The organism is Rhodococcus sp. NPDC055024 (genome assembly GCF_053608585.1).
Genome location: NZ_JBSGVT010000002.1, coordinates 470,687 through 488,017 on the forward strand (window position 1 = coordinate 470,687; position 17,331 = coordinate 488,017).

The window sequence follows — 17,331 nt, forward strand, 5'->3', positions numbered from 1 at the left end:
TCGGTGTGGTCTGACCACAGTAATGCATCCCTCTTCAGGCCGCCCCATAAACGACGTCCACCCGGTTATGCTCTTGCCTCATGCCGACCGAGCCGAGCCCGCGAGCGTGGGAACAAGTACTGAGCCATCTCGAACGTCGGCTCGTCTCAGGCGAGGTGTCTCCCGGACAGCGCCTGCCCGGGGAGAGAATCCTGGCAGCGGAACTGGGCGTCGGACGGTCATCGGTCCGGGAAGCGTTGCGAGTGATGGAAGCACTCGGACTCCTCAAGGCGCAGACTGGATCCGGCCCGACGTCCGGCGCGATGATCGTCGCCAAACCGACCGGCGGCATGACCATGCTGATGCGGATGCAGGTTGCAGCACAAGGCTTTCCGGTCTCGGATGTAGTGAAGACAAGACTCGTGCTCGAATCCGAGGTCATGCAGTCCCTGGCATCGCGGACTCCGACGCCCGACCTCAGCGCGGCCGTCGAACTGCTCGACTCGATGGACGACGCAACCCTCTCGGCCGAGGAATTCCTGCTACTCGACGCCCAGTTCCACGTGGCGCTCGCCGACGCGGCGGGCAATCAGGTAATCGCGGCCATGATGACCGGCTTGCGCGAGTCGATCGAGGCCTACGTTCTCGGGGGCGTACAGATCGACAGCTGGCCGAGCACTTGCACGCGTCTTCGTGACGAACACCGGGGATTAGTGGAGGCGGTTAACGCGGGTGACGGCGAACTCGCACGTCAGCGCATAGTCGGCCACATCCGCGGCTACTACTCGGAAAGCGCCCACACCGACCGGTGACAGGGGGTGGTAATTGCACCTCCAGAAGTCGTGTACTGTTGGTTTCACACCGACGCGGGGTGGAGCAGCTCGGTAGCTCGCTGGGCTCATAACCCAGAGGTCGCAGGTTCAAATCCTGTCCCCGCTACAAAGGAAAGGCCCGTAGGTTGCGAAAGCGACCTACGGGCCTTTTGCTGTGCGCCTTTATTAACCGCCGGGGGTTAACAAAGGCGCACAGCAGGGGTTCACACAGCCACTTTGTGAAAATCGATCTCCGCGGCCAGCATGCCGGAGAACCACCGATCCAGGTTCTCGTCGCTCACGGACTCGGGCATGGCGTCCACCTCGCACGCCAGCACCGCCACCTGAGACACGAACGGCGGAGCGACATGCATGTCCACCCAGTCCTGCAACGCTGGTTCGCGCTCGACCTTGACGGCCGCAGCCTCCCGGCACCACGACAGATACAGGGTTTCCGCGGCGTACATGCCCACCAGGGCAGCTGCCCTGCCCTCGTCGCGGGCGAGGGCCAAGGCGTGCGTGGACAGCACAGACGACTCCTCGATCAGAGCCGCTGCGTCACCCTCGTAGGGGAAACGGGAACGCAACAGCGCAAAATATTCGCGCTGTTCGCCCACCAGGTTCGACATCGACGTCACGTGGTCGAGCGCATCGTCGAGCGTCGGGGACTCGGCGACCACCAACCCCAACACCTTGACGGCCGTCAGTACAAATGCCTCTTCGATCACGAGGTACCGGCGGAATCCCTCATCACTCAACGTCCCGCCGATGGTGTCCTCGATGAATGGAACCGCCCGCGCGGCAGCGAGGTTACTCTGCTGCCGCGCGAGCAGGTCTGAGGACCGACTCATTTGCCGGCGACCCAACTGATCAAGCCGTCGAACAGGTCGGTGTATCCGGGCCACTGCTCACAGAACTCCGGTGGAGCCCAGTGCGGCGAGCAGTCCGAGGTGAAGACGATCGACCGTCCGGCGCCGTATTCACCTGCAGCGACAAGCGGATCGCCGTTGATGGTGGCGGGAACCGCAGCACCGTCTTTCGCGACGACGCGGTTGTATCCCAGTAGCGCCGGCCAGGAATCGCCGGCACCACCGAGAGCAGGGTGAGCAGCATCGACGACGGTGGGAACGATCCCGGCCGGTGTCTCGACGCGATCGTCCTCGGCAAGCATCGTCACGGGCAGTACCTCGGCGATCGCGGTCTGGCGGAAAGCTGCTCGCGCCTGGAACCCGGAGAACGAGAGGTAGCCACCGATCATCATCAGTGAGCCACCGGCGTTCACCCAGTCACGAAGCGCAACAAGGCGATCCTCGCCGGCGCGGAACTGGTCGAACACGCCGGGAGCCAGCTGCAGTGAGTTCGCTCCGATGTCGGAGAGAACGACGACGTCGAACTGCGACAGTGCTTCTGCGGTACCGGGGAACTGCGTCGGCACCAGGTGTGCGGGCATGTGTGTCACGTCGTGGCCACGTGAGGTGAGCGCATCCCTCAGCGGACCGACTCCCTCGACGTAGGAATGGACACTGAACTCGTCGACGCCCTTGACGTGCGTCGACGTCGTCATCCAGCTCTCGCCGGCGATCAGTACTCGTTTACCCATGACTGCTTCTGTTTCCTTTCGCGGCCTGCTCGAAGAGCGACCTCGGGTTGTCTCGCATCAGTGCGGACACTTGCTGGGGATCTACGCCTGCGCGCACCAACCGTGCGGCGAAGGCGAGTGGTACGTAGGAGAATCCGTTACCGCCGTGCTTTCTGAGCATTGATTTGAGGAAGAGATCGTGACTGAGCAACAGTTGTGAGGCGTGGCCGGAAGTCACCAATCCGGCTACCGCAGTGGCTGTTTCCGCCGGATGTGGAGAAAGGCCCTCTCCGGGGAAGTCGAAAGGCATTCCGATCATGTCGAACTCGAGGAAAACTCCGCGGTCGGCGAGCGATCGTTGGTAGTCGGTGTCGTGTCCCGACGGGTCCATGTGGCACAGGACCACTGCTTGCGGATCGACGCCCATCTCGTTGACCACGATGTCGACAACGTGATGTCCGACGCGCTGCCATCCCGGAAGGTGGACGAACAGGGGCACGTCCACCTCACGCTGAGCGATGCACGCCGCCCGCAACGCTTTGGCCTCGTTCTGAGTGAAGAGCGGGGAGATACCGATCTCCCCGATCACTCCCGGCGCCAATTCCTTTGCCGGATCGAACTCCTCGACGAGCGAACCCGCCAGGTCGTCGACACCGAGTTCGTGGACCTCGACTGGATGGGTCGTCTCGAGGTACCACCCCGAACCCATGATCACTCGCACGTCGGACCTTCGCGAGAACTCCGCCAACTTCTCCGGCGCCCGGCCCAGTCCCGGCGGTGTCAGATCGATGATCGTCCGACCACCGAGGCGGGCGAAGTCCGCAAGGTCTTCCACCACGGCCGATCCGTCGTCGACTCGACAATTGTCGAGACTGTAGTACGGATTGTCGTGAAGAAGCCAGGCATCCTCGGCGCGTACCGGACCGGCCAACCGCTGTGCCACAACCGGATCCGGGGCCTCGGTGTACGCACCGGTGACGTCGTTGTGCAGATGTTCGTGTGGGAGAACCAGCCCGAGTTCCGAGCTGTCCACGGTTCCCGTGACGGTACGAACCTTACTCATGAGCGTGCAGGCCCCGAGGGTGCGGACTGCAGGTGTCGCCACAGCGCGCTCAGTGTGTGTCCGCGCATGTTGATCCAGATGGCCAGTAGCAGAACGACACCGGTGATGATCGGCGTCAAGAACGGGCTCACGCCGAGCAGGGTCAATCCGTTGGCGATGATGCCGGTCAGAACGGCACCGATGACGGTACCGATCACGGTTCCGCGACCGCCGAACAGGTTGGTGCCACCGAGAACCACAGCGGTGATCACGGTGAGCTCGAATCCCGTTGCAGAGTTGGCCGAACCCGAGCCCAGTCGAGCCGCGATCAGCAGTCCCGCGATGCCGGCAGCCAGGCCGGTGAAGACGAGCGTCATCATGAGCACACGACGCGTGTTGACGCCGGACCGTCGTACGGATTCGACGTTGGAGCCGATACCGGTGACGTAGCGTCCGAAGCGCATGCGGTTGAGCGCAATTGCTCCGATGACCACGACGACGAGAGCGATCCAGGCGCTGGCGGAGAACCCGAGGAATTCCGCAGTTCCGAGCTTCGCGAAGTAGGTGTCGGCCGGAACCGGAACGGAGAACCCTTCGGTCCGGTACAGCGCGATGCCGCGGATGACGGACATCGTCGCCAGAGTCACGATGAACGGCGGAATACCCTGATAGGCGGCCAGCCAACCGTTGACCAGACCCCAGGCCGCACCCATCACCGGGGCGGCGACGAAGACCAAGGACGAATCGACGCCCGCCTGGATCAGTTCGGCACTCATCGCCGCGACGAACGCGACGATCGCACCGACGGACAGGTCGATCTGTCCGGCCGTGATCACGAAAGTCATTGCTACCGCGATGATCAGAACCGGAGCGATCTGGGTTGCCAGGTTCGACAGGTTCGTGAATGTCAGGAACGACGACGTGGTCGCCGAGAAGACAGCTGCAACAGCAATTGTCACCGCGAGCATCGCAAGCGTCGGCTTGTTGACGCTGTCCCACAACGACGGCTTGGCGGCAAGCTTTCGCTCGACCGGTGCCTGGGTCTTCTCGAGAGTGGTCATGCCGTAACTCCCTGTGCTGCTGCCGGTGTCCGTTGCGGCACCGGAGTTCGAGTGATGAGTCCGACGAGAGACTCGATGTTGAGGTCGCCGATCGGAACGTCATCGACGCTCTGCCCCTCGTACATGACCGTGATTCGGTCACACACGCGGAACAGATCCTGCAGGCGGTGCGTCACGAGAATGACGCCCACCCCGGCCGCTGCCACGTCCGTGATCAGCTTGAGCACCGACTCGACCTCGGCGACGGCAAGCGCAGCGGTGGGCTCGTCGAGGATCAATACGTCGGGCCGGAAAGAGACCGCGCGGGCGATCGCGACGGTTTGCCGCTGTCCACCGGACAGTTGCCCGATCTCCTGGTAGGTCGACTTCACCTTGACATGCAGGTCGGCAAGAATGTGAGCCGCCTTCTCGTGCATGGCATGCCGGTCGAGGAAGGGGCCTTTTCGCGGTTCTCGGCCGAGGAACAGGTTGCTGGCGACGTCGAGCGTGTCGCACAGAGCCAGGTCCTGGTAGACGATTCCGATCTTCTTCTGCTGCGCGTCGAGCGGCGTCGAAAAGCGTACTGGTTCACCGTTGACGCGCATTTCACCGCCGTCGTGCTGAACCGCACCGGCGAGAATCTTCATCAGAGTGGACTTACCGGCGCCGTTGTCGCCGACCACTCCGAGTACCTCACCCTTCGCCAGCCGAAGGTCCACTCCTTGAAGGGACTTCACCGGTCCGTACGACTTGGTGATGCCCGAGAGTTCGATCAGTGGAGGTGCCATGATTACTTCTCCAAGTAGTACATGTAGTCGGCCACGTTCTCCGGAGTCACGATCTGGGTGGGAACGGGGATGTTTGCCGGAGCGCCGCGTCCGCAAGCCAGGTCGATTGCCGAATTCATTGCCTCGTGGCCGAATTCGAAGGTGTTCTGCTGGACCACGCCTTTAAGCCAACCGGCTTTGAGTCCGCCTACCGCCTGATCCGAAAGATCCCAACCGACTGCTTCGATGCGATCCTGCGCCTTCTGACTGTTGACCGCCGCGACGAGTCCGATCAAGGCCGGCTCACCGGTTGCGTAGACGTACTTCATGTCGCCACCGCCGGTCAGCAGGTTCTCCGCTGCGGTCTGTGCGTTCTCCTGAATGTTACGTCCGTCCACGACAGTGCCGACGGTCATTCCGCGGCCGGTTACGGTCTCGGTGAAGCCCTTCTGCCGCTCCAGCTGGACTGTGCTGTTGAGCGCGCCGACGATACCGACCGTTCCGGTGTTGTTCGCGACATCGGCCAAGGTGTTTCCGATCTTGGCACCGCCCTCTGCATTGGCCGTACCGACCTGAGTCGACAGTGCCGGATCGTCGATGGTCGCGTCGACCGCGACGACAGGGATGCCCGCGTTCTTGGCCTTGACCACCGACGGCTTGATTCCGTCCGTGTCGATTGCATCGACGATGATCGCGTCGACACCGGCGGCGATCAGATTGTCGAAGGCGTTGGCCTGCGCGACGGAATCGTCGTTGCCGCTGATGATCTGCAGGTCGACGCCTGCCTTGTCCGCGACGTTCTTCGCGGCATTGTTGATCTGGTTGAAGTACAGCGCCTGAAGGTTGATGGTCACGAGACCGACCTTGAGCTTGCCGTTCGTCCCGTCACAGCTTTCGGCGACCCGGGTCGGCTGCGGGATGGACGAGCCACCCGATGCGTCCTTCGAGTCACTCGACGAAGCCGAGTCACAAGCGGTGAGCGTGAGCGCGACTGCAGCTCCCAGCGCCAGAGGCAGAGGCAAAGCACGTTTCATCATCGAGTCTCCAAAAGGGTGTGAGGGGTCAATGTTGCTGTGAAGCTGTCCAATTCATCTCGGGTGGGGCATCCGCGGGGTCCTGCGGTGGCGCAAGCCAAGGCAGCCGAGGCTCCCGCGAGTCGTGCGGCGTCCACCGGCGAGCGCCCGGCGTCGACAAAAGCGATGTACGTACCGCCGAAGCAATCGCCGGCCCCGACTGCATCGACGACGTCGACCACTACTGCCGGTTCGCTCGTCACCTCGCCGTCCGGTGTGGCCAGCGTCCAACCTCGCGAGCCGTCGGTCACCAGCAGGTGAGTATTGTGCTCGGCGGCCAGTGCCTGCCACTGATCGAAACCGATCCCGAACTCGCCTTCCCACAGGGCACGCCCTACGACGACGTGGTCAGCGAGCGCGAACGCGCACAGTGCCGCGGCTTTGTTTTCACAACCGTCCAGATCGATTACCAGACTTACGCTTCCCGGTAATTCATCCGGGAGGAAGACCGCACGGTATCCGTCGAGGAACAGTCGTCCACCGCCGGCAGCGGCCAATCGGGTAACGACAACTCCGATGCGTTCGGCATCGTTCGGGTCATCCTGGCTGATGATGGAGCGATCGCCGTCCTGCGCGATGAGAACAACTGCCGTCGACAGGAACGCATCTCGCGGCGACCAACTGGTGTCGACGCCATCTGCCTCGAGTGCTTCGAGAAACTCGGTGGACCGCGCGTCCGGGCCCACGGCACCGGCAAAGATCACCTGCGCGCCCATTCGGGCCGCGGATACCGCAGCATTTGCATTCATTCCACCGTCGATCTGACTGATGGCCGTTGCCTGAACGCGCTCCCCGAGGACCGGTACGTGTGGGACATGCACCGTCACATCGTTGTTGGCGTATCCACAAAAGACAATCATGGTTACTTTCCTGCAGCCCGGGACAGTTCGCGGACCTTCTCGCCTGCGACCCGTCCCCACCAGCGTCCATTGTCCTTCACCGAAGATGCAACTATGGCACCGTCGCATTCCTTCATCAGCGCTGCGACATTGGCAGCCGTGATGCCGGATCCGATGATCACCGGAAGAACGGTGTTGTCTCGGATCACGGAAACTTCGTCGACCGAAGCGGCGTCACCGGTGCGCGAACCCGTCGCGATCAGAACGTCTGCGTCGAAGAACTCGGCGTCTTCGGTCTGTTCCGCGACAGTGCGGTCCGCGACAATGGCATGCGCACCGTGCTTGACGTGCACGTCAGCGAAGATCCGGACCGGGTCGGCGCCGATGCGATGGCGAAAGCGCGTCGTCTTGGCAGCCTGACCCTCGATAAAGCCCTCATTGGCAATGTAGGCATTGGCCCACTGATTGACGCGCACAAAACTCGCGCCCGCCGCCCACGCCGCGGCCACTCCGCACTCGCCGGCGTTGGACAAGATGCTGACGCCGACCGCCTTGCCGAACTCGGCGACCACCGCTGCCGTGATGACGCCCATGCTGGCGGCCGTCTCGTATCCGTGTTCTCCGGGCTTGAGGAACGGTATGTCCCAATGATTTTCGACGATCACACCGTCGAAACCGTTGTCGACGTACGCGTGTGCTTCCTCCACAGCGAAGCGAGCAATTTCCGAAACCGGCTGCCCGGTGTAGTGCGGGCTGCCCGGCAGAGCAGGGAGGTGGATGGCCCCGATGAGAGAAGGCGTGCCGGTGAACATCTCTGCCAACGCCGAGGGCTTGGGCGGAAAGACTCCGAGCGGTGATGCGGTCACTTCAGCTACCCCATTCCATGCGCAAGATTTGCGCTGTATGTCCATGCACAAGATCTGCACACGATGTAATCGATTGCCTTGATGATTTAGCAGGTTATGCGATCAACACCGGGTTGTGTCAAGGATTTCACAATTCGAATATGTAAACGATTGCCTCAATCGCGTTACATGCGGGACACTGGACCGTGCGGTTCGATAACCTCGGACCCGAATCGAGCAGAAAACGGGGGACGCATGCGCAAGGCGACCATTCGCGATGTCGCGGAACTGGCCGGGGTGTCAACTGCCACCGTGTCGCGGGCACTGTCCGGCTCCCGCCCTGTCTCGGACGAGCTTGCAGCGACGATCAAACGAGCCGCGGATTCCCTCGGATACTCGGGAAACATCATCGCCAGCTCACTGCGTCGTAATCGGACGGACACTGTCGGAATGGTGGTTCCGAGCATCGCGAACCCCTTCTTCACTTCGTTGGTGGTCAATGTCGAACACGTCCTCGCGCAGCGCGGACTACAACTGTTCCTGTGCGATTCTCGTTCCGACCCCGACGTGGAAGCGCAGCGACTGAAGTCGCTCGTTTCGCGGCAGGTGGACGGAATCATCATCAGCCCGTGCCACGGCGAATTGAGTGCCGAAGCAGTCCGAGCCAGCGCGGCAACGCTTCCGGTCGTTCAACTGGACCGGTTTGCCATGGATACCCAAACGGATTGGGTCGGTGTCGACGACGACGCCGCACAATCACTCGTGATGGAGCATCTGTCCGAGCGTGGCGCGCGATCGGCTGCCTTCATCAGTTCCGAGCTGACCAATTCGTCGACCGAACTTCGCCGGGCCGGATTCTTCCGCCATGCGGATCGGATGGGCATCGAAACTCGTGACGAGTGGACACAACTCGGCGAATATTCGATCGAATGGGGGCGCACGGCGTCCAACACCATCCTGACCGGCAAAACTCGCCCCGACGCTCTGGTCTGCGCCGACGACCTGATCGCACTCGGCGTGTTGCAAACCTGCCACACACTGGGCATCGACGTCCCCGGTGACGTTCTGGTCACCGGTTTCGACAACATCCCCTTCTCCGAACTGTGCAATCCGCCGTTGACCACCGTCGGGCAACCGCAGGAAAGAATCGCGGAAGAAGCTGTGCGACTTCTGGATCAGGCGATGAACAACTCTTCCGAGTCGACAGCCCACATCGCGCTTGCTCCTGAACTGATTGTCCGTCAGTCCACCGTCGGCCAAGCAGCGGCCACCGCACCGTAAGCAGCAATTGCACCGTCCAGTTCCGAGACCTTGACGCTTTCGTTGGCCGCATGCATCAGCGAGGGAGTGCCCGGCCCCCAGATAACGACGGGAGCTCCTGGGGCGGCCGCTGCGAGCACCGAAGCGTCGGTGAAGTACGAAACCGGTTCGGTTGCAACAGGGATCGGCAAGGTGGCCAACCACGGATCCGACGCGTCGGTACGCACACCTCCCAGGTGAATCGACGTCTCTACCGAGTCGACCTCCGGTTGGGCGCGCCACCATGCGAGCAGGTCTGCGCCGTCTCCCACCGTGCGGTGATCGATCACCGCACGTGCACTGTCCGGCACGATGTTCGGAGCTGAACCTCCGCCGACCAAGCCGAGGTTCCAGGTTTCGGCACCCAGGAAGGCGTCCGACGACAGCGGAAGCTCCTGTCGAGCTCGGCCGACCACGTCGAGCAGTTTGAGGACGGCGTTTGTTCCGCGCTGCGGCGTACTTCCGTGCGCGGCTTTTCCTTTGACGGATACCTCGAGCCACAGTGCACCGCGGTGCCCCAGGTTGATTCGATTGCCCGTCGCCTCGGGAACGATGACTGCCCCGACCTGGAGATCAGCTACGGCGTCGGCCGAACGAACCGCACCGAGCGATCCGATTTCCTCGTCGCTCGTCAGCAGCAGTGCGACCGGGACTCCACGTTCGAAGGCGTCGACAACCGCGGCAGTAGCGGCAACAAGGCCGGCTTTCATGTCCGATGTTCCTCTGCCGAGGAACAATTCACCGTCGACCTGCGCGGCATAGGGATCGAACTCCCAGTCGGAGACAGTGCCCACCGGCACCGTGTCGACGTGGCAGGCGAACAGCAGTCTTGCCGCCGAGGGGGCTGCTTCGTTGGTGATCAAGGCCCAGGGATGTTTGCCGGTCAGATCCGACTCCACCTTTGCCTGCGGCGCACGCGAGAGCACCAACGAGACAATCGAATCCATGGCTCTGCGCTGGGGAGCTGCCTCTCCGGAGACCGTGTCGAGGGCTACCAGTTCCGAGAGAAGACCGAGAGAATCCATGTACCCATTGTTGCACTGTCGCGGATTCAGTGCGTTGCCAGCTGAGCGACGACGATGTAGTTGTCCGGCGTCGACTCCCCCTCGACGACATCACAATTGGCGAGGATCAGCCGTCCCGGAACGGATTCGCGCAACTCGTGTGCGCCCAGCAGCGAACCTTTGTGCAGCGGCCCGACGGTTTCGACGTCGTACTCGAGCACTCCGTTCGGTGTTTCCAGCAGGACGCGATCACCTGGCTCCACTACGCGTAGCGCCCGGAACGGTGCTTCGCGAGTGGTGTAGTTGTGCCCGACGACAACAACGGTCTGTGCGGTCGAGGTTCCCGGCAGTCCGCTCTCGCCCCACCACACCGGCAGCTCGTCGACCGGATTCAGCTGCTGTCCACTCTCGCCGCCGCGCATCAGTTTCTCCGCGTGCAACGGACTGCTCAGGTACGTAGCCCCGGACGCAGACCTCAATTCGATCCGTTCCGGTTCGGCCGGGTCGACGTTCACCGAAGCCGGTGCAGCCGCGATGTGCGACTGCACCGGCGAGCGGTCGGGTAGCGATCCCGAGTTCTCGCCCGAACATCCGGATACGAGGAGTGCGAGGATCGCTACCGCCGAGAGGCCGGCGCTATGCAGACGTGCTGCCCGGACCGTCATGACGCTTGCGACGAACAACCACCGTCGTAGCTGCTGCGGCTGCGGCGCCCACGACTCCGACGCCGATCAGCACAGCAGGCAGATTGGAACTGCTGCTACCGCTGGTGCTACTTGCAGTGTCACCGAGAGCAAGATCGACCGGGGGCAGGCTTCCGGCAAGTGCCGGATCACCGTCGGCGTCGGTGACGTAGTAGTCGACGACGTCGAAGGCGCCCTTGTTGTTGTAGTAGCCGACCAGCTTCACGCCGGTCTTGTTCACTACAGCGGTGGTCTCGTCTACCTTCGTGACTCCGGAACCGTCGTCAGTGTGCTCACCGATGATCACTTCACCGCCGACACCTGTTCCGTTGTCAATCTCCTTCTCGCCCTTTGCCTTGAGCTCGTCGACGATCTTCTGCGCTGCATCCGCTTCGGCCTTTGCGGCTGCAGCTGCGGCCTGAGCTTCCTTGGCCTTTGCAGCTGCGGCGTCGGCCGCGGCCTTCGCGTCTTCGGCCGCCAGGTAGAGATCCTGTGCCTTCTTGCTCGCCGCTTCGGCAGCTTCGGCCTTCTTGGCGGCTTCGGCAGCCTTTTCGTCGGCGATTGCTCGCTTGTCGGTGGCCGCATCCCCTGCAGCATCGGCCTCCGCCTGGGCCGTCTCCGCGGCCTTCTGTGCAGCGTCGGCGTCCTTCTGTGCAGAAGCTGCGGTAGCTGCCGCTTCATCAGCAGCCTTACGGGCGGCGGTAGCAGCTTCTACCTCGGTGGCGGCTGCAGACTCGGCTGCCTTGGCCGTGGTTTCGGCGGCGGTGGCCACCTTCTGAGTTTCCTTGACGGTGATCGCGAGCTGCTTGGCATTCCATGCGGCGGCCAACGCCTGAGCCTTTGCGGCGAGCCCCTTCGCGATGTCCCAGTTCTTGAAGGCTTCGTCGGCTTCCTTGTTCTTGTCCGCAACCAGCTTGGCGTTTGCATCCGCGGCAGCCTTCGCCTCATCGGCCTTGGCCTTCAGAGCATTAGCCTCGGCGCGAGCCTGTGCCGCCTCCTCGGTCTTGGTCCCCGAACCGGCGGCCTTCGCTGCTTCCTCGAGTTCCGTTGCCTTGGCTGCGGCCGCATCTGCTTCTGCCTGAGCTGTTTGTGCTACCTCTTTGGCGTCGGCCGCAGCGGACTCCGCAACCTTGGCCGCCTCTTCTGCGTCCTTGGCTGACTGTTCCGCTGCCCCGGCCTCCGCCTTGGCCTTGGTCGACTCGACCGCCGCCTTGGTTGCCTCGACGCTCGCCTGAGTCATTGCCTCGGTCGCCTTCACCGAAGTGTCTGTCGCTGCGGACGAGTCGACCCCTGCCGTCGCGGCTGCTTCGGCCGCCTTCGCTGCGGCGTCGGCTGCGGCTTTTGCTTTTGCTTCGGCTTCCGCCAGCGCTGCGGCGTCCGTTGCCGCGGTTCCGGCAGTACCTGCTTCTGCAGCGCCGGCCTCGGCCTTCTCGGGTACGGTCTCGGTGCTTGTCGCCGCGTCGGCGTCGGTAGTGGGAACTGCCTCTTCCTCAGCGCAGGTCACAAGCGGATCTGCGCTCGGGGTACACACGGTTTCCGGCTCTGCCGATGCAATTCCCGTGCCGCCCACCGCCAATCCGAGTGCGAGTACGGCACCGGCGGCCGCAGAGCGGACCCTCCGAGAATGGGCGATGGACTTCTCCGACATAGCGCTCAACCTTTCGGCCTTCTTTACGAAGACGGCAATTCCGGCGTGGACAGCCTTTACTTCGTCGGCTGAGTTCCAGACGTTACGACCGGTCGGTCCGAAAAATTGAAAGCTTATGTTCAGCGAGCGGGAATCAGGACCTCGGAACTCGCCCCATCAGGTAAAACTCCGGGTTGGGCAGCATGCCGGAAAAACTCGCCATTCGGTTACTGAGGCCGAAAAAGGCAGTGATCGCCGCAATGTCCCACGCATCCTCGTCACCGAAGCCGTGCTCATGGAGAGCACCGAAATCGGCGTCGGCGATTTCGTGAGAGGCGGAGTTCACCTTGGTGGCGAAGTCGAGCATCGCGCGCTGACGATCGGAGATCTCCGCAGTGCGATAGTTGACCGCAACCTGATCGGCGACCAGCGGCTTCTTCTCGTAGATACGCAGAATCGCGCCGTGCGCGACAACGCAGTACGTACATTTGTTGGCCGCAGAGATCGCGGTGACGATCATTTCTCGATCACCCTTGGTGAGCGCGGAATCTTCCTTGAGCATGATCGCGTCGTGGTACGCGAAGAATGCCCGGAACTCGGCTGGGCGACGAGCGAACATCAGGAAGACGTTGGGCACGAACCCCGACTTCTCCTGGATCTCGAGAATCTTGGTGGCGATGTCCTCGGGCACCTCGGTCAATTCAGCCTGCGGAAAACGGGTGCTCACTGTGCCTCCTGGTCAATCATCGATGTTCGATTCAAGATAATGATGATTAACTGAGTTGTCCAGATGCATTCCTGCCCTACTTTTTCGGGCACGGATAGTCGGGTACGACCGAGGCGATCTGCGTAGCGTGAAACCCGTGAACAGGAAGACACGATGATCGACGGGCTGAACCGCGCACTCGAGTACATCGAAGCCAATCTGATCGGCGAGATCGACACAGCCGAGATGGCAAGGCTGGCAACCACCTCGGAGTATCACTTCCGAAGGATGTTCTCGGCCCTCGCCGGCATTCCTGTGTCGGAGTACATCCGTCGACGTCGACTCACCCTGGCCGGTGCCGAGTTGTCGGTCAGCAGGTCAGGAGTGTTGGAGACAGCCGTGAAGTACGGGTACTCGTCCGCGGAAGCCTTCACACGAGCGTTCACCACATTTCACGGCGTGAGTCCCGGCGCAGTCAAACGCGCTCCCGCCGTTCTCAAATCACAACCGAAGCTTGTCATTCACGTGACGTTGGAAGGAGCCACACCGATGGACTACATGCTTGTGGACAAACCCGCCTTGACGGTAGTCGGATTCAAAACCCGGGTACCACTGGTTCACGAAGGTCCCAATTCTGCCATCGAAGATTTCACCCGCACCGTGGACAAGGTCGCGCTGCGAGGGCTGCGCGAGCTGTCCGATCAAGAACCGGAGGGAATCGTCAGTGTTGTCGACAATTTGGCGCATCCCAGAACCGAAGGCACAGAACTGGATTACTACCTGGGAGTGGTCACCGGCGAAACCGCGCCCTCAGGCTTCGACGCGCTTTCGGTCGACGCACACACGTGGGCCGTGTTCACCGCCGACGGATCGGCAATCGAGTCTGTGCAGTATCTGTGGCGAGACATCTACACGGAATGGTTCCCGGCCAACCCTTTTCGCTCCGTGCCTGGTCCCGAGATAATGCGTACCGAGTACAACGACGATTTCACCGTCGCGCGATTCGAACTTTGGATTCCGGTCGAGAGCGAACTGAACGACGTCGGGGCGTAATGCTGCCGCCGGGTCGGTGGAAAGTCAGGACCCGGCGGCTGAGCACATCGATGAAACGACGTGTCAGAGAATCAGTTTCGCACCGGTGGCAGCAACCACGTCGTCGACGCTGATGCCCGGAGCCGTCTCCACCAGGCGGAGACCGTCGTCAGTCACGTCGATCACGGCCATGTCGGTGATGATTCGCTGGACGCAGCCCTTACCGGTCAACGGAAGTGAGCACTCCTCGACGATCTTGTGCTCGCCCTTCTTCGAGACGTGCTCCATCATCACGATGACGCGCTTTGCGCCGTGGACCAGATCCATCGCGCCGCCCATGCCTTTGACCATGTGGCCGGGGATCATCCAGTTCGCGAGGTCTCCGGTGGCACTGACCTGCATGGCACCGAGCACGGCAACGTCGACCTGGCCGCCCCGGATCATGCCGAACGACGCGGAGGAGTCGAAGAACGACGCACCGGGGAGAACGGTGATGGTCTCCTTGCCTGCATTGATCAGCTCGGGATCGAGTTGGTCCTCGGTGGGGTACGGCCCTACGCCCAGAACGCCGTTCTCCGAGTGCAATACGACGGTGATGTCGGTCGGGAGGTAGTTCGGAACCAGCGTCGGCATACCGATGCCGAGGTTCACGTACTGCCCGTCCTCGAGTTCGCGCGCGACGCGGGCCGCCATCTCTTCACGGGTGAGCTTGGTGGGTATTACGGAAGTCATGCTCGTACCGTCCGATTCTCGATGCCGACCGTCACCGGGCCGACGTGGACAACGCGCTGAACGTGAATGCCGGGCGTGTGGATCTCGGCGGGGTCGAGTTCGCCGGGTTCGACGAGGTGCTCGACCTGCGCAATGGTGATGCGACCCGACGTTGCTGCAGCCGGATTGAAGTTCTGGGTACTCGCGCGATAGACGAGGTTGCCGTGCCGGTCACCCTTCCAAGCGTGAACCAGTGCGTAGTCGGCGACGATACCGCGCTCCATCACGTAGGTGACGCCGTCGAAGTCGCGAGTTTCCTTGGGCGGACTGGCAACTGCGATGCCGCCGTTGCCGTCGTACCGCAGTGGCAGGCCGCCGTCCGCAACCTGGGTGCCGACGCCGGCCGGGGTGAAGAACGCGGGAATTCCGGCTCCCCCGGCGCGCATGCGCTCGGCGAGCGTGCCCTGCGGCGTCAGTTCGACTTCGAGCTCACCGGAAAGGTACTGACGCGCGAACTCCTTGTTGGAGCCGACGTACGAGCTGACAGTACGGCGGATGCGCCCCTTCTCCAGGAGCACTCCGAGCCCGAACCCGTCGGTGCCGCAGTTGTTGCTCACCGTTTCGAGTGACGTCGCGCCCTGCGCGAGGAGCGCATCGATGAGGATCTCCGGCACTCCGACGAGTCCGAAACCTCCGACAGCGATCGTGACGCCGTCCGGCACGTCGGCGACGGCCTCGGCAGCAGTGGGAATGACTTTGTCCATCATGTCGATCACAGTAGCGCGATGCGTACGTATTGTGAACCCCCGTGCGCATCACGAACATTTTTCGCCCCCCGGCATTGCCTGGGTCACATTCACGAACTATTCTGTTCGCAGAGCGCAACACATGTACACATTGCGAACAACTTCACGTAACCGAACGACGAGGTTCCCTATGCTGCATCTACCGCCGAGGTACCAGCGGCCGACAGGCGTCAACGCCCCGGCCGATTTCGCGGACTACAAGACCACTTCCCTTCGCCACCCGAAGCAACCGCTGAAGCTGCTCCCCCAGCGACTCACGGAACTCACCGGGCCGGTATTCGGCGAAGATCGCGTCGGAGCCGGCGAAAACGACCTGACCATCGCCAACGGCGGCGAAGCACAGGGGCAACGCATCGTCGTCCACGGGCGCGTACTCGACGGCGACGGAAAGCCTGTCCCCCACACGCTGCTCGAGGTGTGGCAGGCCAACGCCGGTGGACGCTACCGCCACACCGGCGACAACTGGCCCGCGCCGCTGGACCCGTTCTTCAACGGGCTCGGTCGCTGTGTGACCGACGCAAACGGCCACTACAGCTTCACCACGATCAAGCCCGGCGCCTACCCGTGGATGAACCACGACAACGCCTGGCGACCGGCCCACATCCATTTCTCGCTGTTCGGCACGGCATTCACGCAGCGCCTCGTGACGCAGATGTACTTCCCCGACGATCCGATGTTCTTCCAGGACCCGATCTACAACGCGGTACCCGAAGCAGCACGTCACCGCATGGTCAGCGTCTTCGACTACGACGCCACAGTCCCCAACTGGGCTCTCGGGTTCCGCTTCGACATCGTCCTGCGCGGCCGTAATGCCTCCGTATTCGAGAACGAGGAAGACCACGATGACTGATCACACCGCGAAGCCCGCACCCACTTATCCGGTCGTCCCCGGCGACTTCACCACTGCCCCCTTCGGTGTCACGCCCTCTCAGACCGTCGGACCGTACTGGCACATCGGCCTCCATTGGACGGATGGCCCCGACGCCGCCCCGGCCGACGCATCCGGACGAATCACGCTGGCCATCACGGTGATCGACGGCGCCCGCACACCGGTCGCAGATGCGATGATCGAAACGTGGCAGGCCGATACGCTCGGACGCTTCAACCATCCGGACGATCCCCGCGGCGCAGTGGACCTCACTCCGGCTGGTTTTCGCGAATTCGCCCGCAGCGCAGCGGATCCCACGGGCACCGCACTGGTTCACACCGTCAAGCCCGGTGCGCTGCCCACCGAAGCTGACGTGAGCGAAGCCCCACACGTCAACGTGTCGGTATTTGCGCGCGGCATGCTCGACCGCCTGGTCACCCGCTTGTACTTCCCCGACGACGCCGACGCACACGCAACAGATCCGGTCCTGTCGTCACTGAGCGAAATCGAACGCGCGAAGTTGGTTGCAACCAAGGTCGACGGTGGGTACTCCTGGACGGTCTATGTTCAGGACGAGGACGCGAACGGCGTCGAGACGCCCTTCTTCGAACTGTAAGAG

19 protein-coding genes and 1 tRNA gene are annotated in these 17,331 nt (G+C 62.6%); 6 read left to right on the forward strand and 14 right to left on the reverse strand.

Going from position 1 to position 17,331, the window contains the following annotated elements:
- Positions 1-80 precede the first annotated feature (80 nt).
- Both ACWF6P_RS08690 and ACWF6P_RS08695 read left to right on the forward strand, forming a co-directional pair.
- The gene (locus ACWF6P_RS08690) at positions 81-791 is read left to right on the forward strand and encodes a FadR/GntR family transcriptional regulator (RefSeq protein ID WP_452620747.1); all 711 of its coding nucleotides are present in this window, start codon (positions 81-83) and stop codon (positions 789-791) included.
- Between the two features lie 53 nt (positions 792-844).
- Positions 845-918, forward strand: a tRNA-Met gene (locus ACWF6P_RS08695).
- A 97-nt stretch (positions 919-1,015) separates the two neighbouring features.
- On the opposite strand, the gene ACWF6P_RS08700 is transcribed toward ACWF6P_RS08695, so the two are convergent.
- The 8 genes from ACWF6P_RS08700 to ACWF6P_RS08735 are packed head-to-tail and all read right to left on the reverse strand — an operon-like array spanning position 1,016 to position 7,997.
- Positions 1,016-1,642, reverse strand: a complete 627-nt coding sequence (locus tag ACWF6P_RS08700; protein ID WP_452620748.1) for a TenA family protein — start codon at positions 1,640-1,642, stop codon at positions 1,016-1,018.
- Positions 1,639-2,391 carry a glutamine amidotransferase gene (locus ACWF6P_RS08705; protein WP_452620749.1) on the reverse strand — a complete coding sequence of 251 codons (753 nt, stop codon included), beginning with the start codon at positions 2,389-2,391 and terminating at the stop codon, positions 1,639-1,641. The genes ACWF6P_RS08700 and ACWF6P_RS08705 overlap by 4 nt, the downstream gene beginning before the upstream one ends.
- Positions 2,384-3,433: a phosphotriesterase family protein gene (locus tag ACWF6P_RS08710; protein ID WP_452620750.1), complete on the reverse strand. Its 1,050-nt coding sequence runs from the start codon at positions 3,431-3,433 to the stop codon at positions 2,384-2,386. Before ACWF6P_RS08710 ends, ACWF6P_RS08705 begins: the two co-directional genes overlap by 8 nt.
- On the reverse strand, positions 3,430-4,473 hold the full coding sequence (locus tag ACWF6P_RS08715) for an ABC transporter permease (protein ID WP_372025252.1): 1,044 nt from the start codon (positions 4,471-4,473) through the stop codon (positions 3,430-3,432). Before ACWF6P_RS08715 ends, ACWF6P_RS08710 begins: the two co-directional genes overlap by 4 nt.
- Positions 4,470-5,240 (reverse strand): ATP-binding cassette domain-containing protein, encoded by a 771-nt coding sequence (locus tag ACWF6P_RS08720; RefSeq protein ID WP_372025254.1) that lies wholly within the window; start codon positions 5,238-5,240, stop codon positions 4,470-4,472. The genes ACWF6P_RS08715 and ACWF6P_RS08720 overlap by 4 nt, the downstream gene beginning before the upstream one ends.
- A 2-nt stretch (positions 5,241-5,242) precedes the next feature.
- On the reverse strand, positions 5,243-6,256 hold the full coding sequence (locus ACWF6P_RS08725; protein WP_452620751.1) for a substrate-binding domain-containing protein: 1,014 nt from the start codon (positions 6,254-6,256) through the stop codon (positions 5,243-5,245).
- Complete coding sequence (locus tag ACWF6P_RS08730) at positions 6,253-7,152, reverse strand: carbohydrate kinase family protein (RefSeq protein WP_452620752.1); 900 nt, start codon at positions 7,150-7,152, stop codon at positions 6,253-6,255. Before ACWF6P_RS08730 ends, ACWF6P_RS08725 begins: the two co-directional genes overlap by 4 nt.
- Before the next feature lie 2 nt (positions 7,153-7,154).
- Positions 7,155-7,997: a BtpA/SgcQ family protein gene (locus ACWF6P_RS08735; protein ID WP_378542304.1), complete on the reverse strand. Its 843-nt coding sequence runs from the start codon at positions 7,995-7,997 to the stop codon at positions 7,155-7,157.
- Positions 7,998-8,231: 234 nt separating this feature from the next.
- Here ACWF6P_RS08735 and ACWF6P_RS08740 point away from each other — a divergent pair, with 234 nt between their 5' ends.
- Positions 8,232-9,257 (forward strand): LacI family DNA-binding transcriptional regulator, encoded by a 1,026-nt coding sequence (locus ACWF6P_RS08740; protein ID WP_141488323.1) that lies wholly within the window; start codon positions 8,232-8,234, stop codon positions 9,255-9,257.
- Here ACWF6P_RS08740 and ACWF6P_RS08745 read toward each other — a convergent pair.
- The 4 genes from ACWF6P_RS08745 to ACWF6P_RS08760 all read right to left on the reverse strand — a co-directional run bounded on the left by ACWF6P_RS08745 (position 9,218) and on the right by ACWF6P_RS08760 (position 13,316).
- Positions 9,218-10,300: a M20/M25/M40 family metallo-hydrolase gene (locus ACWF6P_RS08745; protein WP_452620753.1), complete on the reverse strand. Its 1,083-nt coding sequence runs from the start codon at positions 10,298-10,300 to the stop codon at positions 9,218-9,220. The genes ACWF6P_RS08740 and ACWF6P_RS08745 overlap by 40 nt on opposite strands.
- Positions 10,301-10,326: 26 nt before the next feature.
- A complete protein-coding gene (locus ACWF6P_RS08750) occupies positions 10,327-10,944 on the reverse strand; it encodes a class F sortase (RefSeq protein WP_452620754.1) in 618 nt (205 codons plus the stop codon).
- On the reverse strand, positions 10,916-12,610 hold the full coding sequence (locus ACWF6P_RS08755; protein ID WP_452620755.1) for a hypothetical protein: 1,695 nt from the start codon (positions 12,608-12,610) through the stop codon (positions 10,916-10,918). The genes ACWF6P_RS08750 and ACWF6P_RS08755 overlap by 29 nt, the downstream gene beginning before the upstream one ends.
- 133 nt (positions 12,611-12,743) lie before the next feature.
- Entirely contained in the window at positions 12,744-13,316 is a 573-nt protein-coding gene (locus tag ACWF6P_RS08760; RefSeq protein WP_452620756.1) for a peroxidase-related enzyme, read from the reverse strand.
- A 153-nt stretch (positions 13,317-13,469) separates the two neighbouring features.
- On the opposite strand from ACWF6P_RS08760, the gene ACWF6P_RS08765 reads away from it, so the two are divergent.
- The gene (locus ACWF6P_RS08765) at positions 13,470-14,348 is read left to right on the forward strand and encodes an AraC family transcriptional regulator (protein WP_452620757.1); all 879 of its coding nucleotides are present in this window, start codon (positions 13,470-13,472) and stop codon (positions 14,346-14,348) included.
- A 63-nt stretch (positions 14,349-14,411) separates the two neighbouring features.
- On the opposite strand, the gene ACWF6P_RS08770 is transcribed toward ACWF6P_RS08765, so the two are convergent.
- Positions 14,412-15,059, reverse strand: coding sequence for a CoA transferase subunit B (locus ACWF6P_RS08770; RefSeq protein ID WP_452620758.1), 648 nt, complete (start codon positions 15,057-15,059; stop codon positions 14,412-14,414).
- Positions 15,056-15,802, reverse strand: coding sequence for a CoA transferase subunit A (locus ACWF6P_RS08775; protein ID WP_378542923.1), 747 nt, complete (start codon positions 15,800-15,802; stop codon positions 15,056-15,058). Before ACWF6P_RS08775 ends, ACWF6P_RS08770 begins: the two co-directional genes overlap by 4 nt.
- A 172-nt stretch (positions 15,803-15,974) precedes the next feature.
- Between ACWF6P_RS08775 and pcaH the strand changes: the two genes are divergently transcribed.
- The gene (gene pcaH, locus ACWF6P_RS08780) at positions 15,975-16,694 is read left to right on the forward strand and encodes a protocatechuate 3,4-dioxygenase subunit beta (RefSeq protein WP_007730015.1); all 720 of its coding nucleotides are present in this window, start codon (positions 15,975-15,977) and stop codon (positions 16,692-16,694) included.
- A complete protein-coding gene (pcaG, locus tag ACWF6P_RS08785; protein WP_452620759.1) occupies positions 16,687-17,328 on the forward strand; it encodes a protocatechuate 3,4-dioxygenase subunit alpha in 642 nt (213 codons plus the stop codon). The genes pcaH and pcaG overlap by 8 nt, the downstream gene beginning before the upstream one ends.
- Positions 17,329-17,331: the final 3 nt, after the last annotated feature.